At 42.6% G+C, this 26,101-nt stretch carries 18 protein-coding genes and 1 tRNA gene; 12 read left to right on the forward strand and 7 right to left on the reverse strand.

Features of this window, described 5'->3' with window-relative positions:
* Positions 1–35: 35 nt before the first annotated feature.
* Together C1A09_RS00980 and secDF are read left to right on the forward strand one after the other, a co-directional pair.
* Positions 36–2,120, forward strand: a complete 2,085-nt coding sequence (locus C1A09_RS00980; RefSeq protein WP_101541883.1) for a M3 family metallopeptidase — start codon at positions 36–38, stop codon at positions 2,118–2,120.
* A gap of 83 nt (positions 2,121–2,203) precedes the next feature.
* Positions 2,204–5,209: a protein translocase subunit SecDF gene (secDF, locus tag C1A09_RS00985; RefSeq protein WP_101541884.1), complete on the forward strand. Its 3,006-nt coding sequence runs from the start codon at positions 2,204–2,206 to the stop codon at positions 5,207–5,209.
* Between the two features lie 208 nt (positions 5,210–5,417).
* Here the strand turns inward: secDF and C1A09_RS00990 are convergent.
* Positions 5,418–5,489: transfer RNA gene (locus C1A09_RS00990), tRNA-Arg, on the reverse strand.
* A 167-nt stretch (positions 5,490–5,656) separates the two neighbouring features.
* Between C1A09_RS00990 and C1A09_RS01000 the strand changes: the two genes are divergently transcribed.
* Both C1A09_RS01000 and C1A09_RS01005 read left to right on the forward strand, forming a co-directional pair.
* Positions 5,657–7,504 carry a 2-oxoacid:acceptor oxidoreductase subunit alpha gene (locus C1A09_RS01000; RefSeq protein WP_101541885.1) on the forward strand — a complete coding sequence of 616 codons (1,848 nt, stop codon included), beginning with the start codon at positions 5,657–5,659 and terminating at the stop codon, positions 7,502–7,504.
* A 13-nt stretch (positions 7,505–7,517) separates the two neighbouring features.
* Positions 7,518–8,522 (forward strand): 2-oxoacid:ferredoxin oxidoreductase subunit beta, encoded by a 1,005-nt coding sequence (locus C1A09_RS01005; RefSeq protein ID WP_101541886.1) that lies wholly within the window; start codon positions 7,518–7,520, stop codon positions 8,520–8,522.
* A 464-nt stretch (positions 8,523–8,986) separates the two neighbouring features.
* On the opposite strand, the gene upp is transcribed toward C1A09_RS01005, so the two are convergent.
* A complete protein-coding gene (gene upp, locus C1A09_RS01010) occupies positions 8,987–9,646 on the reverse strand; it encodes a uracil phosphoribosyltransferase (protein WP_101541887.1) in 660 nt (219 codons plus the stop codon).
* A 308-nt stretch (positions 9,647–9,954) separates the two neighbouring features.
* Between upp and pckA the strand changes: the two genes are divergently transcribed.
* Complete coding sequence (pckA, locus tag C1A09_RS01015) at positions 9,955–11,562, forward strand: phosphoenolpyruvate carboxykinase (ATP) (RefSeq protein WP_101541888.1); 1,608 nt, start codon at positions 9,955–9,957, stop codon at positions 11,560–11,562.
* 97 nt (positions 11,563–11,659) lie between these two features.
* Positions 11,660–12,307, forward strand: coding sequence for a nitroreductase family protein (locus C1A09_RS01020; protein WP_101541889.1), 648 nt, complete (start codon positions 11,660–11,662; stop codon positions 12,305–12,307).
* A gap of 89 nt (positions 12,308–12,396) precedes the next feature.
* On the opposite strand, the gene typA is transcribed toward C1A09_RS01020, so the two are convergent.
* Positions 12,397–14,196, reverse strand: coding sequence for a translational GTPase TypA (typA, locus tag C1A09_RS01025; RefSeq protein ID WP_101541890.1), 1,800 nt, complete (start codon positions 14,194–14,196; stop codon positions 12,397–12,399).
* 156 nt (positions 14,197–14,352) lie between these two features.
* Here typA and rpsO point away from each other — a divergent pair, with 156 nt between their 5' ends.
* The 4 genes from rpsO to C1A09_RS01045 all read left to right on the forward strand — a co-directional run bounded on the left by rpsO (position 14,353) and on the right by C1A09_RS01045 (position 17,792).
* Positions 14,353–14,622, forward strand: coding sequence for a 30S ribosomal protein S15 (gene rpsO, locus C1A09_RS01030; protein ID WP_101541891.1), 270 nt, complete (start codon positions 14,353–14,355; stop codon positions 14,620–14,622).
* 230 nt (positions 14,623–14,852) lie between these two features.
* On the forward strand, positions 14,853–15,341 hold the full coding sequence (locus tag C1A09_RS01035) for a DUF4251 domain-containing protein (RefSeq protein WP_101541892.1): 489 nt from the start codon (positions 14,853–14,855) through the stop codon (positions 15,339–15,341).
* Positions 15,342–15,474: 133 nt separating this feature from the next.
* Positions 15,475–16,050, forward strand: a complete 576-nt coding sequence (locus C1A09_RS01040; protein ID WP_101541893.1) for a helix-turn-helix domain-containing protein — start codon at positions 15,475–15,477, stop codon at positions 16,048–16,050.
* A 92-nt stretch (positions 16,051–16,142) separates the two neighbouring features.
* Positions 16,143–17,792, forward strand: coding sequence for an AMP-binding protein (locus tag C1A09_RS01045; RefSeq protein ID WP_101541894.1), 1,650 nt, complete (start codon positions 16,143–16,145; stop codon positions 17,790–17,792).
* An 81-nt stretch (positions 17,793–17,873) separates the two neighbouring features.
* Here the strand turns inward: C1A09_RS01045 and C1A09_RS01050 are convergent, their stop codons facing one another.
* The 3 genes from C1A09_RS01050 to C1A09_RS01060 all read right to left on the reverse strand — a co-directional run bounded on the left by C1A09_RS01050 (position 17,874) and on the right by C1A09_RS01060 (position 20,405).
* A complete protein-coding gene (locus tag C1A09_RS01050) occupies positions 17,874–19,046 on the reverse strand; it encodes a sensor histidine kinase (RefSeq protein WP_101541895.1) in 1,173 nt (390 codons plus the stop codon).
* Positions 19,047–19,201: 155 nt separating this feature from the next.
* Positions 19,202–19,684, reverse strand: a complete 483-nt coding sequence (locus tag C1A09_RS01055; protein WP_101541896.1) for an S-ribosylhomocysteine lyase — start codon at positions 19,682–19,684, stop codon at positions 19,202–19,204.
* A gap of 10 nt (positions 19,685–19,694) precedes the next feature.
* The gene (locus tag C1A09_RS01060) at positions 19,695–20,405 is read right to left on the reverse strand and encodes a 5'-methylthioadenosine/adenosylhomocysteine nucleosidase (protein WP_101541897.1); all 711 of its coding nucleotides are present in this window, start codon (positions 20,403–20,405) and stop codon (positions 19,695–19,697) included.
* 145 nt (positions 20,406–20,550) lie between these two features.
* Here C1A09_RS01060 and C1A09_RS01065 point away from each other — a divergent pair, with 145 nt between their 5' ends.
* Positions 20,551–23,061 (forward strand): YfhO family protein, encoded by a 2,511-nt coding sequence (locus C1A09_RS01065; protein WP_101541898.1) that lies wholly within the window; start codon positions 20,551–20,553, stop codon positions 23,059–23,061.
* Positions 23,062–23,834: 773 nt separating this feature from the next.
* Here the strand turns inward: C1A09_RS01065 and C1A09_RS01070 are convergent.
* Complete coding sequence (locus tag C1A09_RS01070) at positions 23,835–25,475, reverse strand: DUF4168 domain-containing protein (RefSeq protein ID WP_101541899.1); 1,641 nt, start codon at positions 25,473–25,475, stop codon at positions 23,835–23,837.
* Between the two features lie 265 nt (positions 25,476–25,740).
* On the opposite strand from C1A09_RS01070, the gene rbfA reads away from it, so the two are divergent.
* The gene (gene rbfA, locus C1A09_RS01075; RefSeq protein ID WP_101541900.1) at positions 25,741–26,073 is read left to right on the forward strand and encodes a 30S ribosome-binding factor RbfA; all 333 of its coding nucleotides are present in this window, start codon (positions 25,741–25,743) and stop codon (positions 26,071–26,073) included.
* The last annotated feature ends 28 nt before the right edge of the window (positions 26,074–26,101 follow it).

The following is a 26,101-nucleotide window of genomic DNA, read 5'->3' on the forward strand; positions in this document are numbered from 1 at the left end:
AAACAAACTACTTAATATCTAATACTTTAATGCTTATGTTTAAAAGAAGTATTCTAATTTTAGCTGCAAGTTGTATGATGTACTCCTGTACTACTCAAACGGAAAGTAATCCGTTTTTCACCGAGTTTCAAACTCCGAATGGTGTTCCTCCGTTTGATAAAATCAAACTCGAACACTACGAACCTGCTTTTCTGAAAGGTATAGAAGAGCAAAATGCCAATATACAGGCGATTATCGATAATACAGAAGTTCCAAACTTTGAAAATGTAATTATTGCCTTTGACAACAGTTCACCCATGCTCGATAGGGTAACAGGTGTTTTCTTCAACATGACGGAAGCCGAAACCAACGACGGATTAGCAGATTTGGAAATGAAGATGGGACCTTTAATGTCAGAGCATAATGACAATATTTTACTAAATCAAGAGTTGTTCAAGAAAGTAAATACTATATATCTACAAAAAGACAGTTTAAAATTAACCAAGGAACAAGAACGACTACTGAATAAAATTTATAAGAAATTTGTACGTTCTGGAGCCAATTTGCCTGCCGACAAACAAACTCGTTTACGCGAAATCAACAAGCAGCTTTCCAGTCTCGGTATCACCTTCGGGAATAATGTATTAAATGAAAACAATGCTTTCAAACTCTATATCGAGAAAGAAGAAGATCTCGTTGGTCTACCTGAAAGTGTACGTCAGGCAGCGGCTGCCGATGCCAAGACAGACGGGCAAGAAGGCAAATGGCTTTTCACTTTACAAAATTCCAGCCGGTTACCCTTCCTGCAATATTCTGCCAACCGCCCCATGCGTGAAAAAATCTATAAAGCGTATATTAACCGCGGAAACAACAATGATGGAAATGACAATAAAAAAGTGATAACCAATATTGTGTCCCTAAGACTGGAAAAAGCTAACCTTTTAGGCTATGATTGTTATTCCAACTTTGTATTGGACGAATGTATGGCAAAGAATTCCCAAACAGTAATGGATTTCCTAAATAACTTGTGGAATTATGCTCTACCTAAAGCAAAGGCCGAAGCAACCGAACTTCAAAAGCTGATGGACAAAGAAGGCAAGGGAGAGAAACTGGAAGCATGGGATTGGTGGTATTACACCGAAAAACTTCGCAAAGAGAAATATGATCTTAAAGAAGAAGAAATCAAGCCTTATTTTAAACTGGATAATGTTCGTGAAGGTGCTTTTGCCGTAGCCAATAAACTCTATGGCATTACCCTCACCAAGATGGAAGGTGTGCCCGTTTATCATCCCGATGTCGAAGTGTTTGAAGTAAAAGACTCCGAAAGCAGTCAACTGGGTATCTTCTACGTAGACTATTTTCCCCGTGCAGGTAAACGTGGTGGAGCATGGATGAGTAACTATCGTGAACAACAAGGTAACATACGCCCGCTGGTATGCAATGTAGCAAGTTTCACCAAACCCGTAGGCGATACTCCTTCATTGTTAACTATTGATGAAGTAGAAACTTTGTTTCACGAGTTTGGACACGGGCTACATGGCTTACTGACCAAATGTAATTACAAAGGGATTTCCGGTACAAATGTTGCCCGCGATTTTGTCGAATTGCCTTCTCAAATCAACGAACACTGGGCAACTGAACCCGAAGTGTTGAAAATGTATGCAAAACATTACCAAACTGGTGAAATCATTCCTGACAGTCTCATAGAAAAGATACTGAATCAAAAAACTTTCAACCAAGGTTTTATGACCACCGAGCTTCTTGCAGCCGCCATTCTCGACATGAATTTACATAATCTGACGGATACGCAGGAGCTTGATGTAGTAGCATACGAAAAAGAAGCTATGGACAAACTCGGTTTAATTCCTGAAATCGCTCCACGCTACCGTACCACCTATTTTAATCATATCATCGGTGGCTATGCAGCAGGTTATTACAGCTATCTATGGGCTAACGTACTGGATAATGATGCTTTCGAGGCATTCAAGGAACATGGCATTTTCGATAAACACACAGCCGAGCTTTTCCATCGGAATGTTTTGGAGAAAGGTGACAGTGAAGATCCGATGACACTCTATAAAAATTTCAGAGGCGCTGAACCCCAATTAGAACCGATGTTAAAAAATCGCGGTATGAAGTAAGATTTGTGAAAAAAAAGCTATATTTGCAGCCTTGTATGCAATAGAAATTAATAAAGAAGTAATCATAATAAACTAAAAGTAACATGCAAAACAAAGGATTTGTAAAGGTTTTTGCGATATTGCTCACACTGGTGTGTGTGTTCTATCTTTCCTTCTCTTTTGTGACTCGCCATTACACAAACAAGGCAAAAGAGTTCGCAAAAGGTGATGTGAAAATAGAACAAGACTATCTTGACTCTCTGGCAAATGAGAAAGTGTGGTTCGGCAATTGGACGCTGAAACAATGTCGTGAAATGGAGATCAGTTTAGGTTTGGACTTGAAGGGTGGTATGAACGTTATCCTTGAAGTTTCTGTACCCGATGTTATCAAAGCATTGGCAGATAACAAACCAGACGAAGCATTCAACAAAGCACTGGCAACAGCTGCGAAACAGGCTACTACAAGCCAAGAAGACGTCATCACATTATTCATCAGAGAGTATCACAAGATTGCTCCTGAGGCACGTCTTTCGGAATTGTTCGCAACCCAACAATTAAAAGACAAAGTAACCCAACAATCTTCAGATGCAGTGGTTGAAAAAGTACTGCGTGAAGAAGTAAAGGCAGCTGTTGATAACTCATACAACGTACTTCGTACGCGTATTGACCGTTTCGGTGTGGTTCAGCCCAATATTCAGAGTCTGGAAGACAAAATGGGCCGTATCATGGTGGAACTACCCGGTATCAAGGAGCCTGAACGTGTAAGAAAATTATTACAAGGTTCTGCAAACTTGGAATTCTGGGAAACTTACAATGCAAAAGACGTTACACCTTATTTACAAGCAGCCGACTCCAAGTTGCGTGCTATATTGGCAAATACAGTTCAATCAGACAGCATTACAACAGATAGTATAGTAACCGAAGCTCCTACCGTAGCCCAGACTACCAGTACGGCAGACAGCCTTGCCGCAGCTTTGAAGGGTGAAAGTAAAGCCCAAACTGCCAATCTTGCACAAATCAAGAAAGATCATCCGTTGCTGGCTATCATGCAAGTTAACCCGAACGGACAAGGTCCTGTCGTAGCATATGCCAATTATAAGGATACCGCCGACATCAACAAATATCTTTCTATGCCGGAAATCCAATCTGAGTTACCGAAGGATTTACGTTTGAAATGGGGGGTATCTCCTTACGAATATGATCCGAAAGCTCAGACTTTCGAGCTTTATGCTATCAAATCTACTGAACGTAACGGGCGCGCTCCGTTGGAAGGTGATGTAGTAGTAAATGCCAAGGATGAGTATGACCATTACGGTAAACCTGCTGTAAGTATGTCCATGAATTCAGACGGCGCACGCCGCTGGGCACAACTTACCAAGCAGAATGTAGGTAAAGCAATCGCTATCGTTTTGGATGGTTATGTATATTCCGCACCTAATGTAAATCAGGAAATCACAGGCGGTAATTCACAAATTACCGGTCATTTCACTCCCGAACAAGCAAAAGACTTGGCAAACGTATTGAAGTCCGGTAAGATGCCGGCTCCTGCACATATCGTACAGGAAGACATCGTTGGTCCATCTTTGGGACAAGCGTCTATCAACGCCGGTATCATCTCATTTGCTGTCGCATTGATCCTGTTGATGGTTTACATGTGCTCTATGTACGGTTTCATTCCGGGTATGGTAGCCAACGGTGCTTTGGTACTGAACCTGTTCTTCACACTGGGTATCCTTTCGTCCTTCCAGGCAGCTTTAACCATGTCCGGTATTGCCGGTATGGTATTGTCACTTGGTATGGCTGTAGATGCCAACGTGTTGATTTACGAACGTACTAAAGAAGAATTACGCGCAGGTAAGGGAGTTAAGAAAGCATTGGCAGATGGTTACTCCAACGCATTCTCTGCCATTTTCGACTCTAACTTGACATCTATCATCACTGGTATCATCCTGTTCAACTTCGGTACAGGTCCTATCCGTGGTTTCGCCACCACATTGATTATAGGTATCTTGATTTCGTTCTTTACAGCAGTGTTTATGACACGTCTGTTCTACGAACACTTCATGAACAAGGATAAGCTGTTGAACCTAACATTTTCTTCCGGTATTTCCAAGAATTTAATGGCAAATGTACACTTCAACTTCATGGGTAGAAACAAATTATGGTTCACCATTACAGGTATCGCCCTGATAATTTGTATCGGTTCACTCGTAACCCGTGGTTTAAGCCAAAGTATTGATTTTACCGGTGGACGTAACTTTAAAGTACAATTTGAAAACAAAGTAGAACCGGAACAAGTCCGTGAATTAATCGCAAGTAAGTTCGGTGACGCAAACGTTAGTGTTATTGCTATTGGTACAGACGGTAAAACTGTACGTATCAGTACCAACTACCGTATCGAAGAAGAAGGGAACAATGTAGACTCCGAAATCGAAGCATATCTGTATGAAACATTGAAACCCGTATTGACTCAAAACATTACGTTGGAAACATTCATCGACCGCGAAAACCACACAGGTGGTAGTATCATCAGTTCACAAAAGGTAGGTCCGAGTATTGCAGACGACATCAAGGTATCTGCGATCTGGTCTGTTGTACTTGCATTGATCGCTATCGGTATTTATATTCTGATCCGTTTCCGTAATATTGCTTACAGTATCGGTTCTGTTGCAGCATTAGCCTGCGATACCATTATAATTTTGGGTGCTTACTCACTCTGTTGGGGCTGGATGCCATTCTCTCTGGAAATTGACCAGACCTTTATCGGCGCTATCCTGACAGCTATCGGTTACTCTATCAATGATAAAGTGGTGATCTTCGACCGTGTACGTGAGTTCTTCCACCTATATCCGAAGCGTAACAAGTTCCAATTATTCAACGATTCGCTGAATACAACTTTGGCACGTACCATCAATACTTCATTGAGTACTTTGATTGTGTTGTTGTGTATCTTCATCCTTGGTGGTGATTCTATCCGTAGCTTTGCATTCGCTATGATTTTGGGTGTCGTATTCGGTACATTGTCTTCACTCTTCGTTGCATCTCCTATCGCATACTTGTTGATGAAAAACAAGAAAACAGTAGAACCTGTTGCCGAGGAAGTGAAATAATAAACTGATAATATAAAGTAAAAAGAGTAGAGACTGGAAAGTCCCTACTCTTTTTTTATATCCCCTATCCTCAAACATCTGTTTACAAAAAAATAGAATTCCCCCCCGACATAATCCATACCTGACTTGAATTCACAGTAACAGAAGAATAAAGCGGATTTTACCTTTTTATTGATTACAATTCTTTGCATGGGAGAAGTATAGAGAGTAGTCTCGCCGGGAATCGAACCCGGATCTAAAGTTTAGGAAACTTCTATTCTATCCGTTGAACTACAAGACCTTTTGCATAGTTTCTGCATATAGCAGTAGAATGCGGGTACAAAGATAATGTATTCTGCTGATTTTCCGAAAAAAGTTTTGTTAATCCGATTAACTTTACGAAATTTGTCGACTGTGTAAAAACAATTGTAAGTCCTAAAAATTAATCAAAATACTAATTCGTAAGTTATGGCAAACGACATGATGGTTAAAGAACTGGAGCAAGTGGTAGTCCGCTTCTCCGGAGACTCCGGTGATGGTATGCAGCTCGCCGGCAACATCTTTTCAACAGTTTCGGCTACGGTAGGAAATGACATCAGTACATTTCCCGATTATCCGGCAGACATCCGTGCCCCGCAAGGTTCACTTACCGGTGTATCCGGTTTTCAGGTACATATCGGTGCAGATAAAGTCTATACTCCGGGTGATAAATGCGACGTATTGGTAGCAATGAATGCCGCCGCACTGAAAACACAATATAAGTTTGCTAAATCTACCGCATGTATCATCATTGATACGGACGCTTTCCAAAAAACAGATTTGGAAAAGGCAAATTTCAAGACCGATAATCCCATCGAAGAAATGGCTATCAAACAGGATGTTATTGCCGCTCCTATCTCCAAGATGGTGAAAGATTGTCTTGCAGATACTGGAATGGACAACAAATCCATGTTGAAATGCCGTAATATGTTTGCAGTAGGTCTGGTTTGCTGGCTGTTTAATCGCGACCTGAAAATTGCCGAAGATTTTATCCGCGAGAAATTCGCCAAGAAGCCCGAAATTGCCGAAGCCAATATCAAAGTTATTCATGCAGGATATGACTACGGACACAACACCCACGCTTCTGTAGCCAATACTTATAAGATTGAAAGCAAAACAGCCGTTCCAGGCCGTTACATGGACATCACAGGTAACAAGGCAACCGCCTATGGCTTCATCGCCGCCGCCGAAAAAGCGGGTTTGAAACTGTTCCTCGGCTCCTACCCCATCACTCCGGCAACCGACGTACTGCACGAGCTTTCCAAACATAAATCACTGGGTGTAATGACCGTACAGTGCGAAGATGAGATTTCCGGTTGTGCCACCTCTATCGGTGCCGCTTTCGCGGGCGCATTGGCAGTGACTTCCACTTCCGGTCCAGGTGTTTGCTTGAAATCAGAAGCAATGAATCTTGCTGTAATCACCGAACTCCCGCTTGTGGTACTCGATGTACAACGTGGCGGTCCTTCTACCGGTCTACCCACCAAATCGGAACAAACCGACTTGTTGCAGGCCTTGTTCGGGCGGAACGGTGAAAGTCCAATGCCCGTTATCGCCGCATCTTCACCCACCGGATGTTTTGATGCAGCTTTCATGGCAAGTAAGATAGCCTTGGAGCACATGACTCCGGTTGTATTATTGACCGACGGCTTCGTAGCCAACGGTTCCGGTTCATGGAAATTACCGAAATTATCAGATTATCCCGCCATCAATCCGCCATACGTTACTGCAGAAATGAAGGATAACTATACTCCGTATAAACGTAACCCGGAAACAGGTGTCCGCTATTGGGCTATTCCGGGGCAAGAAGGTTATATGCACATTCTTGGTGGTCTTGAAAAAGACAGTAATACCGGCGCCATCTCTACCGATCCCGATAACCACGACCTGATGTGCCACCTGCGTGCTGAGAAAGTTGCCAAAATCCCCGTACCCGATGTAAAGGTACAAGGTTGCATAGACGATGCCGACCTCTTGATTGTTGGTTTTGGCGGTACCTACGGCCACTTGTACTCAGCAATGGAAGAAATGATCAAGACCGGCAAGAAAGTTGCCCTCGCACACTTCACCTACCTCAATCCGCTGCCTAAGAATACAGAAGCCGTATTGAAGAAATATAAGAAAGTGGTAGTTGCCGAACAGAACCTCGGACAATTTGCCGGTTATCTGCGTATGAAAATAGATAACTTCACACCGTACCAATTCAACGAGGTCAAAGGACAACCGTTTGTAGTGGCCGAATTGGTAGCAGCTTTCAATGAAATAACTGATAAATAAAAAAAGAAACATCATGTGCGAATATACAGCAAAAGATTTCAAGAAAGGACAACCTCGTTGGTGTCCGGGTTGCGGTGACCACTTTTTTCTGGCTTCACTGCACAAAGCAATGGCAGAGATTGGTATAGCTCCTTGGGAAACAGCCGTTATCTCCGGTATCGGTTGTTCCAGCCGTTTGCCTTATTACATGAATACATATGCGATGCAGACCATCCACGGACGTGCCGCTGCCATTTCTACGGGCGCAAAAGTTGCCAACCCTAATCTGACGGTATGGCAAATCTCCGGTGACGGCGACGGGTTAGCCATCGGAGGCAACCACTTTATCCATGCCGTACGTCGTAACATCGACCTAAACATGATTTTGTTAAACAACCGCATTTATGGTTTGACGAAGGGACAATACTCTCCTACTTCTCCCCGTGGATTTGTCAGCAAATCATCTCCTTACGGTACAGTAGAAGATCCGTTCCATCCGGCAGAACTCTGTTTCGGCGCACGCGGCCGTTTCTTTGCCCGCGCAGTAGCTACAGATGCAACCGGTACGGTAGAAATTTTGAAAGCGGCCTACAATCACAAAGGTGCTTCTGTGTGCGAAATTCTGCAAAACTGCGTTATCTTCAATAACGGAACTCATGATTCTGTCGCCAAGAAGGAAGATCGTGCCAAGAACGCCATTTACCTGGAACATGGCAAACCGATGCTCTTTGGCGAAAACAACGAATATGGCCTGATGCAGGAAGGTTTCGGACTGAAGGTGGTGAAACTCGACGAAAACGGCATTACAGAAAAAGACATCCTCATCCACGATGCCCACTGTATGGATAACACCCTGCAACTGAAACTTGCTTTGATGGAGGGGCCCGATTTCCCGATCGCCCTCGGTGTAATCCGTGATGTGGAAGCTCCGACCTATAACGATGCCGTTCACGAGCAAATCGAAGAAGTAGCTTCCAAGAAAAAGTATCACAACTTTGAAGAGTTATTGATGACTAATGATACTTGGGAAGTGAAATAAATAGATCTATCTCACACAATCAGCCCCTCCATCATGCTACAACAAGTAAAGACGGAGGGGCTTGTTGTTTCCCTTAACAAAAACGGCAGTTTCCTTTAAGAGGGAACGACAGTTTCCCCTAATGGAAACGACGGTTTCCCCTAATAGGAACGACAGTTTCCCCTAATGGGAACGACAGTTTCCCCTAATAGGAACGACAGTCTCTTTCAATGAGAGGGGACATCCAAACCCATTGTCGATAGTAAAGGAACTTGTAGGTGATACAGACTTCAACAAAGCAGAAGTTCTTGAAAATACGTTATATTGGATAAATATCAAATAAAGAATAATTCTTGAAAGACTTGGCAACGTCTTCCCGATATTATATTTTGTAAAGTCAATTTACAGATACTTCAGTCTCAAATGACTGTAAACGGAGGGGCGTTATCCCTCCGTTTTTGTTTTACCTTCTCCACATATCGTTTTTACATCTTATCCCCGTATGCCAAATCCCCCGCATCTCCCAAACCGGGGACGATATAAGAACGTTCGTTCAACTCGGGATCGATGGCTGCGCACCACAACGTTACGCCATCACCGGGAAAGAGCCTCTGCAGATGGTCTACTCCTTGCTGACTGGCTATAACGCAAGCAATCTGCAATTTGGCTGGTACACCCTTCGTAAGAAAAGCCTTCCAGGCAAGTTCCATACTCTCACCCGTAGCAAGCATGGGGTCTACCAATAACAAAGTCTTTCCCGACAAATCGGGAGTAGCAATGTATTCTATATGCACATCCACCGTGCGGCACTCTTTATCCTTATAATAGCGGTAAGCAGAAACAAAGGCATTGCCGGCACGGTCGAACATGTTCAAAAATCCTGTGTGCAAGGGTAGTCCGGCACGGAAAACCGTAGCTATCACCACATCGTCATCAGGAGTACTGACAGAAGCTATCCCCAACGGAGTTTGTACCTGCTTGGCAGAATACTTCAGTTCCTTACTCATTTCATACGCCATAATTTCCCCGATACGTTCTATGTTCCGGCGAAAACGCATACGATCACCCTGTACTTCCACATCCCGAATTTCCGCAACGTATTGATTTAAAACAGAGTTTGTCTCGGCAAAGTTAATTATCTTCATAATATATAATGTGTTAATGTGCAAAGTATAGCGACTGCAAAGTAAACGATTTTCACCCAATTTGCAACGTTCAGTTTGCAGATATTGTTACGGTTTTATAAAAGATTTCTTATTAAAGAAAAATTTCTCTAATCGGATGTTTCTTTCCAAAGAAAGTATTACTTTTGTAGTCGAAAAACAAGGGACCTACTACAAAGTAAACAAAAAGAGAGCTTTTTGAGTACTGATTTCATCCCCTTGGCAATAGGTAAAAAGAGATTAATAAGAGAGATTATAAACCAAATACCAATTTTAAAATCTTAAAAAAAATGGCAAATTTAGATTTAAGCAAGTACGGTATCAAAGACGTGAAGGAAATTATCCACAACCCGTCTTATGATGTATTGTTCGCTGAAGAGACCAAACCGGGTCTGGAAGGCTTCGAAAAAGGTCAAGTAACTGAACTGGGTGCTGTGAACGTAATGACCGGTATCTATACCGGACGTTCTCCTAAAGATAAATTCTTTGTAATGAACGAAGCCAGCAAGGATTCTGTATGGTGGACTTCCGAAGAATACAAAAACGACAACAAACCTTGCTCTGAAGAAGCTTGGGCTGACCTGAAGGCAAAAGCTGTTAAGCAGTTGAGCGGCAAGCGCCTGTTCGTTGTTGATACTTTCTGTGGCGCTAACGAAGCTACCCGTATGAAAGTACGTTTCATCATGGAAGTAGCTTGGCAGGCTCACTTCGTAACTAACATGTTCATCCGCCCGACCGCCGAAGAACTTGCCAACTACGGAGAACCTGATTTCGTATCATTCAACGCTTCTAAAGCAAAAGTTGACAACTACAAGGAACTGGGTCTGAATTCTGAAACGGCTACTGTATTCAACTTGAAGACTAACGAACAAGTTATCCTGAATACTTGGTATGGTGGTGAAATGAAGAAGGGTATGTTCTCTATCATGAACTACAAGAACCCGTTGCGTGGCATCGCCTCTATGCACTGTTCTGCCAACACCAATATGGAAGGTACCGACTCTGCTATCTTCTTCGGTCTGTCCGGTACAGGTAAGACCACTTTGTCTACCGACCCGAAACGTCTGTTGATCGGTGACGATGAACACGGATGGGATGATGAAGGCGTATTCAACTACGAAGGTGGTTGCTATGCAAAAGTTATCAACCTTGACAAAGACAGCGAACCTGATATCTACAATGCGATCAAACGTGACGCCCTGTTGGAGAACGTAACTGTTGACGCTAACGGCAAGATTGACTTCACCGATAAGAGCGTAACCGAAAATACTCGTGTTTCTTATCCTATCTACCATATCAATAACATCGTTAAGCCCGTATCTAAAGGTCCTCACGCTCATCAGGTAATCTTCCTGTCTGCCGATGCCTTTGGTGTATTGCCTCCGGTATCTATCCTGAACCCGGAACAGGCTCAGTACTACTTCTTGTCTGGTTTCACCGCTAAGTTGGCCGGTACAGAGCGTGGTATCACTGAACCGACTCCTACATTCTCCGCTTGTTTCGGTGCTGCTTTCTTGAGCTTGCATCCTACTAAATATGCAGAAGAACTGGTTAAGAAGATGAACAAGGTTGGTGCCAAAGCATATTTGGTGAACACAGGTTGGAACGGTAGCGGCAAGCGTATCTCCATCAAAGATACCCGTGGTATCATCGATGCTATCCTTGACGGTTCTATCGACAAGGCTCCGACGAAGGTTATCCCGTATTTCGACTTTGTAGTTCCTACTGCATTGCCTAACGTTGATCCGAAAATCCTTGATCCTCGTGACACTTACGAATGCGCTTGCAAGTGGGAAGAAAAAGCCAAAGATTTGGCCGGACGTTTCATTAAGAACTTCTCTAAGTTCACTGGTAACGAAGCAGGTAAGGCTTTGGTTGCTGCTGGTCCGAAACTCTAATAGAAGTAGATTACATATTTTTAAGGCGGCTTCCGTTTACGGGAGCCGCTTTTTTATTAGATTTGCGGAAAGTAAATACCTCAATATAGTACAATTTATGAAGAGTTTAAAGTTTATGTTACTAGGCGCAAGCCTGTTGTTGTGCTTCGGATGTAACACACAAGCACAGAAAGAGAGCGAAGTCACCACCTCCGAGAACAGTAAAGAAAACGCAGTAATTGAAACGATTATGTCACGCCGCAGTGTCCGCAAATATAAACCGCAAGCGGTAAACCGGGATACGATGCAGGTTATTCTGGAATGTGGCATCAATGCTCCCAACGGACAAAACAAGCAGTCATGGGAAATTCGCGTAGTAGACAACCCTGAATTTATCAACGGAGTGACCGAAGTCTTCAAGAAAGAAAATCCGAATGCCACCAAAGACCCGAATTTCAAGAACATGTTCAGAAATGCCTCTACAGTAGTGTTTATAGCCAATGATACATCTTATGACATGTCACAAATTGATTGCGGATTATTGGGTGAGAATATGATTCTCTCCGCTTGGTCTATGGGTATCGGTACTTGTTGCCTGGGAGGGCCCGCACGTTTCCTGACCACCTCACCGGCTGCAGCTGAATATCTGAAGAAACTTGATATACCGGAAGGTTATCAACTATTATACTGTATTGCATTTGGTTACCCCGATGAAACTCCCGCCGCCAAACCGAGAAATGCCGCAAAAATCAAATTCATAGACTAAAGCCTTCTATCAAAGACATACAAAAAGAGTGCTCCAAACACAGTTAAAACCCATGTAGAGCACTCTTTTGTATATAACAACTAAGTTTATCAGTTCTTGTTGGCACGCTTACGCTCCAGTTCATCCAGAATAACCTTGCGCATACGCATGGACTTCGGCGTCACCTCTACATATTCATCCTCTTTGATATATTCCAACGCTTCCTCAAGCGAGAATTGTACCGGGGGAATTAAACGAGCTTTTTCATCAGAACCGGAAGCACGCATATTAGTAAGCTTCTTGGACTTCGTTACGTTTATCACGAGGTCGTTATCATGGGAATGTTCACCTACAACCTGCCCCGCATATACTTCATCCTGTGGGAAGATAAAGAATTTACCGCGATCTTGCAATTTATCGATGGCATATGCAAAAGCGGTACCCGACTCCATCGCAATCATGGAACCATTGGTACGCCGTTCAATCTCACCCTTATAAGGTTGGTATTCCTTAAAACGATGTGCCATGATAGCCTCACCGGCAGAAGCGGTCAACACATTGGTACGCAAACCAATGATACCACGCGACGGCATATCGAATTCAAGATTTACACGCTCGCCTGAGGTCTCCATCTTCACCATTTCACCTTTGCGGCGTGTCACCATATCAATCATCTTGCTGGCATATTCCTCAGGAACATTGATTGTCAATTCTTCAATAGGCTCATTCTTTACACCATCAATTTCCTTGAAGATAACTTGCGGTTGTCCTACCTGCAATTCGTATCCTTCACGACGCATCGTCTCAATCAATACCGACAAGTGGAGCACACCACGACCGGAAACGATCCATTTTCCATCTTCCTCACTCTTGCGGACACGCAAAGCAAGATTTTTATCCAACTCTTTCATCAGACGATCGTGAATGTGGCGGGAAGTCACAAACTTACCCTCTTTACCGAAGAAGGGAGAGTCGTTGATGGTGAAAAGCATACTCATGGTAGGCTCATCAATAGCGATAGGCGGCAATGCTTCGGGATTTTCGAAATCACAAATCGTATCACCGATTTCAAAGCCTTCGATACCAACCAATGCACAAATATCACCGGAAGAAACCTCTTGCACTTTCACACGACCCATACCTTCGAAGGTATGCAACTCTTTGATTTTTGATTTCACAATACTTCCATCACGCTTAACCAGAGAAACATTCATACCCTCTTTCAACGTTCCACGATGCACACGTCCCACGGCAATACGCCCCGTGTAAGAAGAGTAGTCTAAAGAAGTCACCAACATTTGTGGTGTACCTTCCAATTGTTCGGGAGCCGGGATATTCTCTAAAATACAATCCAGCAAAGTGTAAATATTGTCGGTCGGTTTCTGCCAATCAGTACTCATCCAGTTATTTTTAGCCGAACCGTACACAACCGGAAAGTCCAATTGTTCTTCTGTAGCTTCCAAACTGAACATCAAGTCAAACACCATTTCATATACCTCTTCGGGACGGCAATTAGGCTTATCCACCTTATTTACTACAACGATAGGTTTCAAACCGATTTGCAGAGCTTTCTGCAATACAAAACGTGTCTGCGGCATGGGACCTTCAAAAGCATCCACAAGCAAGATACATCCATCTGCCATATTCAGCACACGCTCTACTTCACCTCCGAAATCGCTGTGACCCGGAGTATCAATAATATTAATCTTGGTGTCTTTATAATTGATGGAAACGTTCTTTGAAAGAATCGTTATTCCTCGTTCACGTTCCAAATCATTATTATCCAGCATTAATTCACCTGTACTCTGGTTGTTACGGAACAGATTTCCAGCCAGAAGCATCTTGTCTACAAGAGTCGTTTTCCCATGGTCAACATGGGCAATAATTGCAATGTTTCTAATATTTTGCATATAATACCTATTATTTGGCTGCAAAGGTACTAATTTTGCATTAGATATATAGTATAGGACAGAAAAAAATGCTGAATATCATTGTCATATAAAAGATAATGTCTATCTTTGCACGCTCGAAAGAGACAATTAATATCAACTTTTTAATTAAACATTATGTATTTAGACGCTGCTAAAAAGCAAGAAATCTTCGGCAAATACGGAAAGTCTAACTCTGATACTGGCTCAGCTGAGGCCCAGATAGCTTTGTTTTCATACCGTATTGCTCATCTGACTGAGCACATGAAGCTCAACAGAAAAGATTATAGTACTGAAAGAGCTTTGACAATGTTGGTAGGTAAACGTCGCGCTTTGCTGACTTACCTGAAAGACCGTGATATCAACAGATATCGTGCTATTGTTAAAGAACTTGGCTTGCGTAAGTAATCTACTTGCGGCAAAACCATTAAAAAGGGAAATATTCAAAAGAATATTTCCCTTTTTTGTTCCCGTTTATCAATTTTTCTCTTCCCAATCACGCAACAATAAACGTGAAGTCTCCATGTATATCATTGGTACATTTATAAATATATCCTATTTCAATGCAAAAATAATAAATCCGTCCACAACCGAGAAACATAATTTTCTATCTTTGTAGAAACCTAACCGATATAGTTATGAAGACAAGTAAACTTATTCTATTATTGTTTATCGGTGTGCTTGCCATACAACCGGTCAAAGCCCAAAACCGAAGTGAAAGAAAAGCATTCATTGAACGCGAAGTGAAAGAGGCAGTGAACTCCAAACAGTACAAAATCAACGTAAATCACATGTTACCCATGAAAGGCAGAAGCCGTTCCTTGACCTCCAATTATTCCGTAGAAGTAAGAAACGACTCTGTATTTTCTTACCTGCCTTATTTTGGAGAAGCCTACAACATCCCTTACGGTGGAGGTAAAGGATTAATCTTCAATGCCCCTATCAGCCAATATCAAACCAAACATCTCAAAAAAGGGAAAGTACAAATAAACTTTAAAGTCAATAATGAAGAAGACAAATACGGATATAACCTTACCATTTATCCCAACGGTTCTACCAGCATCCACATTCAGCCTACGAACCGGCAAGCCATTTCGTTCATGGGAGAGATGGATGTCGAAGAATAAAAAAACAAACAGAGATTAAGTAAGGATATATCAAACTTTTCCCCACAGATTGTTGCATCAAGTGAAAGTTTATCTTATTTTTGCGGTTCAACAACTATAAATTGAAACTTTTCAGGCTTGAAACACTAACATTATGGATACAAGTAAAATCGTAGGAGAAAAAATCAAGTCACTCCGTGAAAGCCAATCCATCAGTATGGAAGAACTGGCACAGCGTTCAGGGCTAGCCATTGAACAGATTGAACGTATAGAAAACAATATCGACCTTCCGTCGTTGGCGCCACTTATCAAAATAGCCCGTGTACTTGGTGTGCGTCTCGGAACCTTCCTGGACGACCAGGATGAAAACGGTCCTGTGGTATGTCGCAGGTCGGAAGCCAAAGACAGTATCAGTTTCTCTAATAATGCTATCCATTCTCGTAAACACATGGAATATCATTCTCTTTCCAAGTCGAAAGCCGATCGTCATATGGAACCGTTCATCATTGATGTAGCTCCTACAGACGATAGTGACTTTGTACTTTCTTCCCACGAAGGTGAAGAATTTATCATGGTTATGGAAGGAACAATGGAAATCAGCTACGGCAAAAATTCTTACCTACTCGAAGAAGGGGACAGTATCTATTACGACTCCATCGTACCCCATCATGTACATGCCTACGAGGGACAAGCAGCCAAAATATTAGCAGTAATCTATACACCAATTTAAGTGTGAGTATAAGGTATAAACTACGATATACAACAATGTAATACTTTATGCCTTATACTTCATATCTTGTACTTTATATCTTATCATAAAGCATCATGTTATACGAAAGAACGCTCGGACAATGGTTAGAGCATTGGGCAACAACTACACCTGACAAAGAATACATTGTTTACTCCGATCGCAACTTACGTTTCACTTGGAACCAGTTCAACCGACGGGTAGACGACATGGCAAAAGGACTTATCGCTATCGGAGTGGAACGCGGAACGCATGTCGGCATTTGGGCGGCGAATGTACCGGATTGGCTGACTCTTTTATATGCATGCGCCAAGATAGGCGCTGTATATGTCACGGTAAATACCAATTATAAACAAGCCGAACTGGAATATCTGTGCGAAAATTCGGATATGCACACTCTCTGCATCGTGAACGGTGAAAAAGACAGTGATTTTGTACAGATGACTTATACCATGTTACCGGAGCTGAAAACCTGCGAGCGCGGACACTTGAAAAGTGAACGTTTCCCCTATATGAAAAATGTGATCTATGTGGGACAGGAGAAACATCGTGGAATGTACAATACTTCTGAAATTCTGCTTTTGGGGAACAATGTAGAAGACAACCGTTTGACCGAACTTAAAAACCAGGTCGATTGCCACGACGTAGTAAATATGCAATATACCTCCGGCACTACCGGTTTTCCCAAAGGCGTAATGCTTACTCACTACAATATTACCAACAACGGGTTTCTGACGGGTGAGCACATGAAATTCACCGCCGACGACAAACTTTGTTGCTGTGTACCTTTATTTCACTGTTTCGGTGTAGTACTTGCCACGATGAATTGCCTTACACACGGTTGTACACAAGTCATGGTAGAGCGCTTCGATCCGCTGGTAGTTCTCGCCTCTATTCATAAGGAACGTTGTACCGCCCTCTATGGTGTACCCACTATGTTCATTGCCGAGCTCAATCATCCAATGTTCGATTTATTCGATATGTCTTGTTTGCGTACGGGTATCATGGCAGGTTCTCTCTGTCCGGTTGAGTTAATGAAGCAAGTGGAAGAGAAAATGTATATGAAAGTAACCAGTGTTTACGGACTCACCGAAGCAGCTCCGGGCATGACTGCTACTCGTATTGACGACTCGTTTGATGTACGCTGCAATACTGTAGGTCGTGACTTTGAATACACCGAAGTAAAAGTGATTGATCCGGAAACCGGTGAAGAATGTCCGGTCGGTGTACAAGGCGAGATGTGTAATCGTGGATACAACACCATGAAAGGTTATTATAAAAATCCGCAAGCCACTGCCGAAGTCATCGATAAGAATAATTTCCTACATTCCGGCGATTTAGGCGTGAAAGACGAAGACGGCAACTACCGTATCACAGGACGTATCAAAGATATGATTATCCGTGGTGGTGAGAATATCTATCCACGTGAAATTGAAGAATTCCTCTATCAACTGGAAGGTGTGAAAGATGTACAGGTTGCAGGTATCCCCTCTAAGAAATACGGTGAAGCCGTGGGAGCTTTCATCATTCTGCACGATGGAGTAAATATGCACGAATCGGACGTACGCGATTTTTGTATTGGCAGGATATCACGTTACAAAATTCCCAAATATATTTTCTTCATTAAAGAGTTCCCCATGACAGGTAGCGGTAAGATACAAAAATTCAAACTGAAAGATTTAGGATTACAACTCTGCAAGGAACAAGGGATAGAAATCATTTAATTAATGAATAATTGATAATGGAAAATGAACAATGACTATACGATGTTATGTGCAGTTTGTTTATCCATTATCAATTATTCATTAGCCAATCGGTAACGTAAAATAGAATGTAGTTCCGCAACCCTCTCCAGAACGTACCCATATACGCCCTCCCATACGCTCCACCAACATACGGCAAAGTGTCAGCCCCAAACCTGTTCCTTGAGCAAAATTATTCAGTTTACCAAAACGCTCAAAGATGGTTGCAACACGACGAGCCGGAATACCCATACCTGAATCCCTGACATAAAACTGTACCGCATTGCCCTTACGCTGAAAACCAAAATGTACTTCACCGGAAGAAGTAAATTTTACTGCATTACTCAACAGGTTACTTAATATCTGCGCGATATGCCCTCTGTCACCCAGGATAGTCAATTCCGTATCCACTTCATCGAGTTTCAACAATACCCCTTTGGATACTTTATCCCGGAAGGTATCATATTCCTTCAAACATATCAAATAAAGATTTATTTTCTCTTTAGTAAACACAACAGAACCTGCTTCCAATGAAGAAAGATCCAAAATATCATTAAACAAAGTCAGAAGCAATTCAGAATTACGCTCTATTATCTCACAATATTCTTTCTTTTCACTCTCATGTTCGGGTCCTATCACCAGTCGGGAGAAACCGACGATCGCATTCAGGGGAGTACGAATTTCATGGCTCATATTAGCAAAGAATGCAGATTTCAGACGGTCGGCTTCCTCCGCTTTGGTACGGGCATCAATCAATGCCGTCTCTGTTTCGACAAGTTCTGTCACATCGCGGCACATACAAAGCAAATACTTATCGCCCAACGGACAAACCCGGTTTTCGTAGTGGCGCATCTTTCCATGAAACATCAACGAATGACGTGCCGTATGCGTTTCTCCGGTACGAATTACCTCATCCATATTAGCACGGATCCGATGATACGCCTCAGCCGGTACCACATCCTTCAGGTTGGAGTGCAACAACTCTTCATTAGAAACACCTTCCACATGATTGGTGTGAGGAGCAGATACTAATTCGATAAAATTAGCATCATAGTCAGAAACAGTAATCATATCAGGAAAAGTATCGAGAATATCCCGATAATATTCCTCACGAAAACGACCGGGAATAGAATAGGAGCAAGAAGACTCAGAAACAGATTGGGTATTCAACCGTTCTTCCAATTGCCGGATAACCTCGAGCAGTTCTTCTTTGGTTTTCTTATTGTAATCAACCATTTAAGGTGTTTATTGAGTATTAGTGGCAATTGCCAACAACAAATATACAACAAACATTTATATTCATCAACTTAAACTCGCAACTTTTATCCTCCAAAGACAAGAGTTTTAACTACCGCCCTTCATTTACCGCTTTCAAAGTACCGTACCTCATCTTATTTCTCCGGATAACGCATATTCTCTTCCCGTATCTGCTCCAATATCTCATGCAGATATTTGGCGGATTCCCATTTAGCCATCGGCAAATCGTGAAGCAAATAATTTCCACAGTCCTGCGGAGCAGCACCAGGTATTTCACCCTCATATCCGGCAATAAAACGGAAAGTATCCTGCATCAGAGATACGATGTCTTGCGGTTGCAAATCACCTTTCATCAATAGATAATTACCGGTAAGACATCCCATAGGTCCCCAATAAATAATCTTATCCTGCCATTGTGGTTCGTTACGCAAATAAGTGGCAGCCAGATGTTCTATAGTATGCAGGGCACCCTGTCCTAAAGCCGGTTCACGGTTGGGCTCTTTCATACGAATATCAAAAGTTGTAACAACTTCTCCGTTCACTTCATCTTTGCGGGATACATAAATGCCACGCAACAAACGGATGTGATCAATAGTAAAACTGGGAATCTTCTTCATGATTTATAATTTATAATTGTAACTTATCAGGCAGCGTAGAAAGGAAAGCCCAAGTGGTAAGGAACGAACGTTCTGCCATAGTCTCCCAGAAACCGGTATATTGCGCCGAATGGTCTTCTATCCCCGGCGTGTCACTAATGATGCGGAAACTAAGGAAAGGTGTGTTATACAGATAACAAACCTGCGCAATGGCCGTGGATTCCATATCGACTGCAATCCCATCAGGGAAACGACGTTTAATAGCATCCAGCCCTACACGGTTGGTAATAAATTGATCACCAGTACAAATCAACCCGCTATGGATACGGCTGCCTTGCTCGACGCTGTTTAGCGATAAAGCATGTTTCAGCAGGAAAGCACAGCCCTCATATACGGCAGGCATTTCTGCCATCTGTCCATATTCATAATCTTCACCACACCACACATCATGGTACACCAGACGTTCACTTACAACCACATCCGCTACATCCAGACAGGTATCAATACCACCCGCCACACCGGTACTGACCACACAATCGGGCGTGAAACGGCGTATCAGTTCCGTGGCTCCTACTGCAGCATTCACCTTACCGATACCACATTGTGTAAGTATCACACGGTTGCTGCCAAGCATTCCGTCCACATAATGCAAATTGCCATAAGCCGACTCTTCTTTCTTCTGTAAACGCTCCACCAACTGGCGGTGCTCGCTATCCATTGCACTGATAACACCTACTGTCATATTCTTCTCAATATATATTTGCAAGGCAAAGGTACAATATTTCCATAAGATAAGCCATATACTGACATCAAAAAGAGACGAGCTTATTTTGCATTACTTCCAGTTTAAACTATCTTTGCAACCATTATAAAAAACGTAGTTCAAGATGATAAAGAAGATTCTTCCTGATTTGATTGCCATCCTGGCATTTGCACTACTTTCATTCGCTTACTTTTTTCCGGCGGATATAGAAGACCGTATTCTGTTCCAGCATGACACTGCTGCAGGAGCCGGTGCGGGACAAGAAGCCGCCCTGTATAACGAACAGACGGGAGAGAAAACTCGTTGGACAAACTCTCTTTTCGGTGGTATGCCGACGTACCAAATCGCCCCATCTTATGAATCGGGTACGCCTTTGCGATGGACGCAGAAAGTTTACCAACTATTCCTGCCCAGCTATGTCAATCTGACCTTCATCCTGATGTTAGGATTCTACATTTTGCTTCGTGTATTCGGTATATCGGTATGGCTCGCTGGTTTAGGAAGTATTCTATGGGCCTTTTCGTCCTACTTCTTTATTCTGATTTCAGCCGGACATATCTGGAAGTTTATTACCCTTGCTTATATTCCTCCCACAATAGCGGGTATCATATTGGCTTACCGTGGTAAGCTATTAGCAGGAGGTATCGTAACAGCCATCTTCGTTGCCCTGCAAATTATGTCCAACCATGTGCAGATGTCCTATTATTTTCTATTTGTCATCTTGTTCATCATGGGAGCCTATTTTGAGGATGCCTGGCGTAACAAGACATTGCCCGAATTCTTTAAAGCCAGTGCAGTGTTGTTTGTAGCTGCCCTCATCGGTGTAGCTGCCAACCTCTCCAACCTTTATCATACCTATACGTACAGTAAAGAAACCATGCGTGGCAAAAGCGAACTGGTACAAACCGGCGATGCAGCCAAACAGACAAGTAGCGGATTGGATCGTGATTATATCACACAATGGAGTTACGGCATTGACGAAACTCTTACCTTGCTTGTCCCCAATTTCAAAGGTGGAGCATCTACCCCACTTATCCAGAGCGAAACGGCCATGGAGAAAGCCAATCCCATGTATAGCGGTTTATACAGCCAACTGACACAATATTTTGGCAGCCAACCCATGACAGCAGGTCCCGTTTATGTAGGCGCTTTCGTGCTGTTTCTTTTCGTATTGGGGTGTTTCATCGTAAAAGGACCATTAAAATGGGCTTTAATTGGCGCCACTTTCTTCTCTATTGTTCTTGCCTGGGGTAAGAACTTCATGCCGCTAACGGACTTTTTCATCGACTATATTCCGATGTACAACAAATTCCGCGCTGTATCATCCATCCTCGTTATAGCGGAATTTACCATACCGTTATTGGCTATTTTTGCTTTGAAACGCATATTGGATGAGCCCGAGATATTGAAAAAAAACAGAAAAGCGATCGGTATCAGCATAGCACTCACAGCCGGTGTCGCCTTGTTACTTGCCGTGGCACCCGGTAGTCTTGGTTCAGGTTTCGTCCCTGCCCAAGAAGCACAAATGTTACAGAATGCCGTAAACCAACAAATGATACCGGCCAACGAGTTACCGGGTATTCTCGCCAATTTACAGGAAGTACGTTCTGCTCTTGTCAGCACCGATGCTTTACGCAGTTTCTTGATTATCGGTATCGGCTGCGCATTATTGGGACTTTATGCCGCCCGTAAATTAAACAAAACCGTTACCGTCAGCGCCATAATCGTATTGTGTATCGGTGATATGTGGAATATCAACAAACGTTATCTCAACGATAGCCAATTCGTTCCGCGTTCCACTCAAACTCAAACATTCACCAAGACAAAAGCAGACGAGTTGATTTTGCAAGATAAAGCTTTAGATTATCGCGTACTGAACCTTGCCAGCAATACATTCAACGAAAATAATACTTCTTATTGGCATAAAAGTGTCGGTGGTTACCATGCCGCCAAGTTACGCCGTTATCAGGAAATGATAGAGCATCACATCAGTCCTGAAATGCAAGCTGTATATAAGGAAGTAGCCACTGCAGGTGGTGAAATGGACAGTGTGGATGCTTCTAAGTTCCGCATACTGAATATGCTGAACACCAAGTTTTTCATTTTCCCTGCCGGACAGCAGGGAGAAACCGTACCCATTCTCAATCCGTACGCTTACGGTAATGCCTGGTTTGTAGACAAAGTACAATATGTTGATAACGCCAATCAGGAAATAGAAGCTCTGGATAGCATTCTTCCTACAGAAACAGCTGTAGTGGATGTCCGTTTCAAAGATATACTGAATGGTGTAACAGAAGTATATAAAGATAGTTTATCCACCATTCGCCTGACAAGTTACGAACCTAACCGTTTGGTATACGAAACAGAAAATGCCAAAGACGGCATCGCTGTATTCTCCGAGATCTACTATCCTGACGGTTGGCAAGTCACCATTGACGGGCAAGCCGCCAAGCTGGCACGCGCTGATTACATCTTACGTGTCCTGTATGTTCCTGCCGGCAAACATACCATTGAGATGCGTTTCGACCCAAAGAGTCTGCACGTAACGGAAGGTATTGCTTATGGAGCCTTCGCACTCCTGATTATGGGAGTAATCGTACTTGTAGTGATGACACGAAAAAGAAAAATGGTTTAAAAAGCTGCGTTAAAGCGGGGCACGTAGATATTTAAGGGAGATTTGTTTGATATACTTGATAAATCCTTTTGATACTGTATTCATCACGGAGAACACAAGGGGATATCGTTTTTTTACCGGACGAGATGTCTGAAGCTGTATGCTTGGCGCATCAATCTGTCAAATTGATTTCAAAACGGCACCCATCAGATGCTTTTTATCTCCGAACCGCCCGTTTTGCTGACACACCCGCTTCCCGAAAAATCCGGAAGCGTGCGATTGGGTGCATAAACATGCGGCATTTTCACCGAATATCCCGCCTCCCGCACGAGGGATGTTAACATCCGACGTAAGGGATATTAACTTCCAGCGTGAGGGATATTAACTTCCGGCGTGAGGGATATTAACTTCCGGCGTGAGGGATATTAACTTCCCTCACGGGAAAAACGGACATTTCTCCCACAAACGCCCTTTTTCTCCCGTGAAAAGAGTACTTTTGCACGATCAGCTCGCAGTTTTTCGTCTATTTGGATTGTTTATATTTATGTATTTCACTATCCATGAGCAAGATACAGATTTTCGTCCGTATATTTTCGCTTGCGCCTGCCGACGGGTAGAAATACGCGTTTCCCGGGACACGGAAAGTACAAAATGTCAAAAATGGACACAGCAATACCAGGATTTCTTGAAAACCGCATAGAGCAGCACCTCGAAACCGGGTGATCCGTACCTGAAATTATAACACCATACAAGAGAAAAAATAAGTTTTCAGGCACTTCCTTTCACAGATTTCTTTAGTCTTCCTCAGTATATCGATTATACCGATATCGGTCTTCCTGCTCTTTCAAAGCAGCATCCACCATTTCCTCACTGTAACAACCAGAATTTGCAATGATTTCAACTAACTCATCATCTGTCTTCTGCACTACTTTATCATGTATCATAGCTTGCTTGTTCATCTCTTTCCTATTCTGCTGGATAGTTTCCACAGCTTGTACAAACCTTTCATTATAATCTTCTCTGTTCGCTAAAATTTCTTTCAATTCTTCATCTGATTTGTTGGCAAGCTTAGCGGATATTTGCTCGTCAATCCCCGACGACTCCGGTATCCACGGGCGTTGCGGCTGCGAAGCGACCTCAGCAATGTCGTCTTCGGGAACAACTTCACCTTTACCAAAGACACCCGAAATGACAGAACGCCAGCCAATAATAGCAAGATAAAGATAAATCCAGGGAAGAATAGTATAAATATCACCTAAACCCTCAAAGTACACACCCGGAATATACGAGCGAAGTGATCCATAAACCAAGTCAGTCAGGATCAATGAATAGTAAACAATAAGATAAGTAGTTCCTTCTCTTACAAAACGATTTTGCCAATTTTTCCTCAATTGACAAAAAGCAATGATAAACAAGAGGGGAGCCGCCCACATAGAAAACACACGATAAATCCAAACACGCATATCGCCTTCACTACCGGCATAAAAAAGAATGACATTGAGCAAATAACCCATCATATACATTCCGGCGGCAACTGCCATCAAAGTAAACACCGCCTTTTTCTCAATCTGCTTTGACCGTATGACAATAAATGCTATCAACATCATCACTCCACCGATAATAAAAGCTATGATATAGCCGGCATCATATAATTTTCCTATCGGAACATCAGGCGCAACAGTGCCTGCATAACGGCCTACCAACCCATTGAATACGTCATAGAACGCTGTAGCCAGAATGATGCTACACGTAATCATCCATCCGCCAGGCGCATCACTGATACGCCAACGCTCAACGGTAGTACGTCCCTCCACCGTCAAAGGTATTGCATTCTTGATACTCGACCATCCACTGAGTACCACAAAAAATAGAATAAAACATATAATACCTTCAAGAATGAATCCTATTAACGGAATGATTCCCAATACAGCGGCCACAACCGACCATATCATAGCCGCACGCAAGCGCCCCGCTCCTCGACTGGCTTCTTCGGGAAAAGTGTACGAACGCTTCAAACTGCCGTAACCACCAATCATAATAAAGAATGCAACTACACTCGCCACAAATGCCAAAAACCAACCGAACACCGGAATAAATTTCAAGACCTGACTCACCAATCCCCAAACGGCCCCCTTACGGATATTCAATATCGCATGTGCATCGGCAGCCTTCTGTAGTTTAGCAAACCCTGTCAAACCACCAAAATACAACACGTAAGCAAAAACCATAAGCAGTGGTACTACAACATCCGAAGCGTCCGCCCCAAACATGCTGCCATCGATATTCCCACTCATCAGCATATAGCCGATACCGCTTAAGTTGTCTATCTTATCATAAAGTGATACAATCGCCTCAATCAAGGGCATCAGGGAAATAATCAAGACTGCGTTGAAAATGTTCCCGCCTTTTTCACGCCAAAGTGTAGTTACCTTCATAGTAATTATTATTAAGTTTTAATATTCCTCAAATATCAATATATTTTAAATAAAAAACAAACTTTCTCTTCCAATTATTTTACATACATAACGTCACGTCTATCAAATAACACGCACTTGTATCGGACATGCAAAAATTACGTTAGGAATTTCAGCCACCTAATAACGTTAGGAAAAATATAAAAAACATATAAATCGAGGACAAAACAATATATTTCAGTACCTTTGTGTTCTATTTATGTTCTAATAATAAAAAGAAAAGTATATGGAAAGTACCCGTCAAAATAAAATATCCCGTTTACTCCAGAAAGAGTTGAGTGACATCTTCTTGTTACAAACCAAATCTATGCCCGGAGTATTAATTTCTGTGAGTGCCGTGCGTATTAGTCCCGATATGAGTGTGGCTCGTGCCTATCTCAGTATTTTCCCGTCGGAAAAGAGTGAGGAAATCATCAAGAATATCAATGCTAACATGAAATCCATACGTTTTGAATTGGGTACACGTGTACGCCACCAACTACGCATTATCCCTGAACTGAAATTTTTTGTAGACGACTCGTTAGATTATTTAGAACGCATTGACGAACTTTTAAAATAATGTTTAGTGATTAATGATTAAACATTAA

Origin of the sequence: Bacteroides cutis (assembly GCF_900241005.1) — a bacterium.
Taxonomy (GTDB): Bacteria; Bacteroidota; Bacteroidia; order Bacteroidales; family Bacteroidaceae; genus Bacteroides; species Bacteroides cutis.

Bases quoted from the DNA above. Each gene is read 5' to 3' on its own strand.
- secDF (WP_101541884.1), top strand. From the start codon at position 2,204: ATGCAAAACAAAGGATTTGTAAAGGTTTTTGCGATATTGCTCACACTG.
- C1A09_RS01035 (WP_101541892.1), top strand. From the start codon at position 14,853: ATGAAGACAAGTAAACTTATTCTATTATTGTTTATCGGTGTGCTTGCC.
- C1A09_RS01005 (WP_101541886.1), top strand. From the start codon at position 7,518: ATGTGCGAATATACAGCAAAAGATTTCAAGAAAGGACAACCTCGTTGG.
- C1A09_RS01000 (WP_101541885.1), top strand. From the start codon at position 5,657: ATGGCAAACGACATGATGGTTAAAGAACTGGAGCAAGTGGTAGTCCGC.
- rpsO (WP_101541891.1), top strand. From the start codon at position 14,353: ATGTATTTAGACGCTGCTAAAAAGCAAGAAATCTTCGGCAAATACGGA.
- C1A09_RS01050 (WP_101541895.1), bottom strand. From the start codon at position 19,046: ATGGTTGATTACAATAAGAAAACCAAAGAAGAACTGCTCGAGGTTATC.
- C1A09_RS00980 (WP_101541883.1), top strand. From the start codon at position 36: ATGTTTAAAAGAAGTATTCTAATTTTAGCTGCAAGTTGTATGATGTAC.
- typA (WP_101541890.1), bottom strand. From the start codon at position 14,196: ATGCAAAATATTAGAAACATTGCAATTATTGCCCATGTTGACCATGGG.
- C1A09_RS01055 (WP_101541896.1), bottom strand. From the start codon at position 19,684: ATGAAGAAGATTCCCAGTTTTACTATTGATCACATCCGTTTGTTGCGT.
- C1A09_RS01040 (WP_101541893.1), top strand. From the start codon at position 15,475: ATGGATACAAGTAAAATCGTAGGAGAAAAAATCAAGTCACTCCGTGAA.
- C1A09_RS01065 (WP_101541898.1), top strand. From the start codon at position 20,551: ATGATAAAGAAGATTCTTCCTGATTTGATTGCCATCCTGGCATTTGCA.
- rbfA (WP_101541900.1), top strand. From the start codon at position 25,741: ATGGAAAGTACCCGTCAAAATAAAATATCCCGTTTACTCCAGAAAGAG.
- C1A09_RS01070 (WP_101541899.1), bottom strand. From the start codon at position 25,475: ATGAAGGTAACTACACTTTGGCGTGAAAAAGGCGGGAACATTTTCAAC.
- upp (WP_101541887.1), bottom strand. From the start codon at position 9,646: ATGAAGATAATTAACTTTGCCGAGACAAACTCTGTTTTAAATCAATAC.
- C1A09_RS01020 (WP_101541889.1), top strand. From the start codon at position 11,660: ATGAAGAGTTTAAAGTTTATGTTACTAGGCGCAAGCCTGTTGTTGTGC.
- C1A09_RS01060 (WP_101541897.1), bottom strand. From the start codon at position 20,405: ATGACAGTAGGTGTTATCAGTGCAATGGATAGCGAGCACCGCCAGTTG.
- pckA (WP_101541888.1), top strand. From the start codon at position 9,955: ATGGCAAATTTAGATTTAAGCAAGTACGGTATCAAAGACGTGAAGGAA.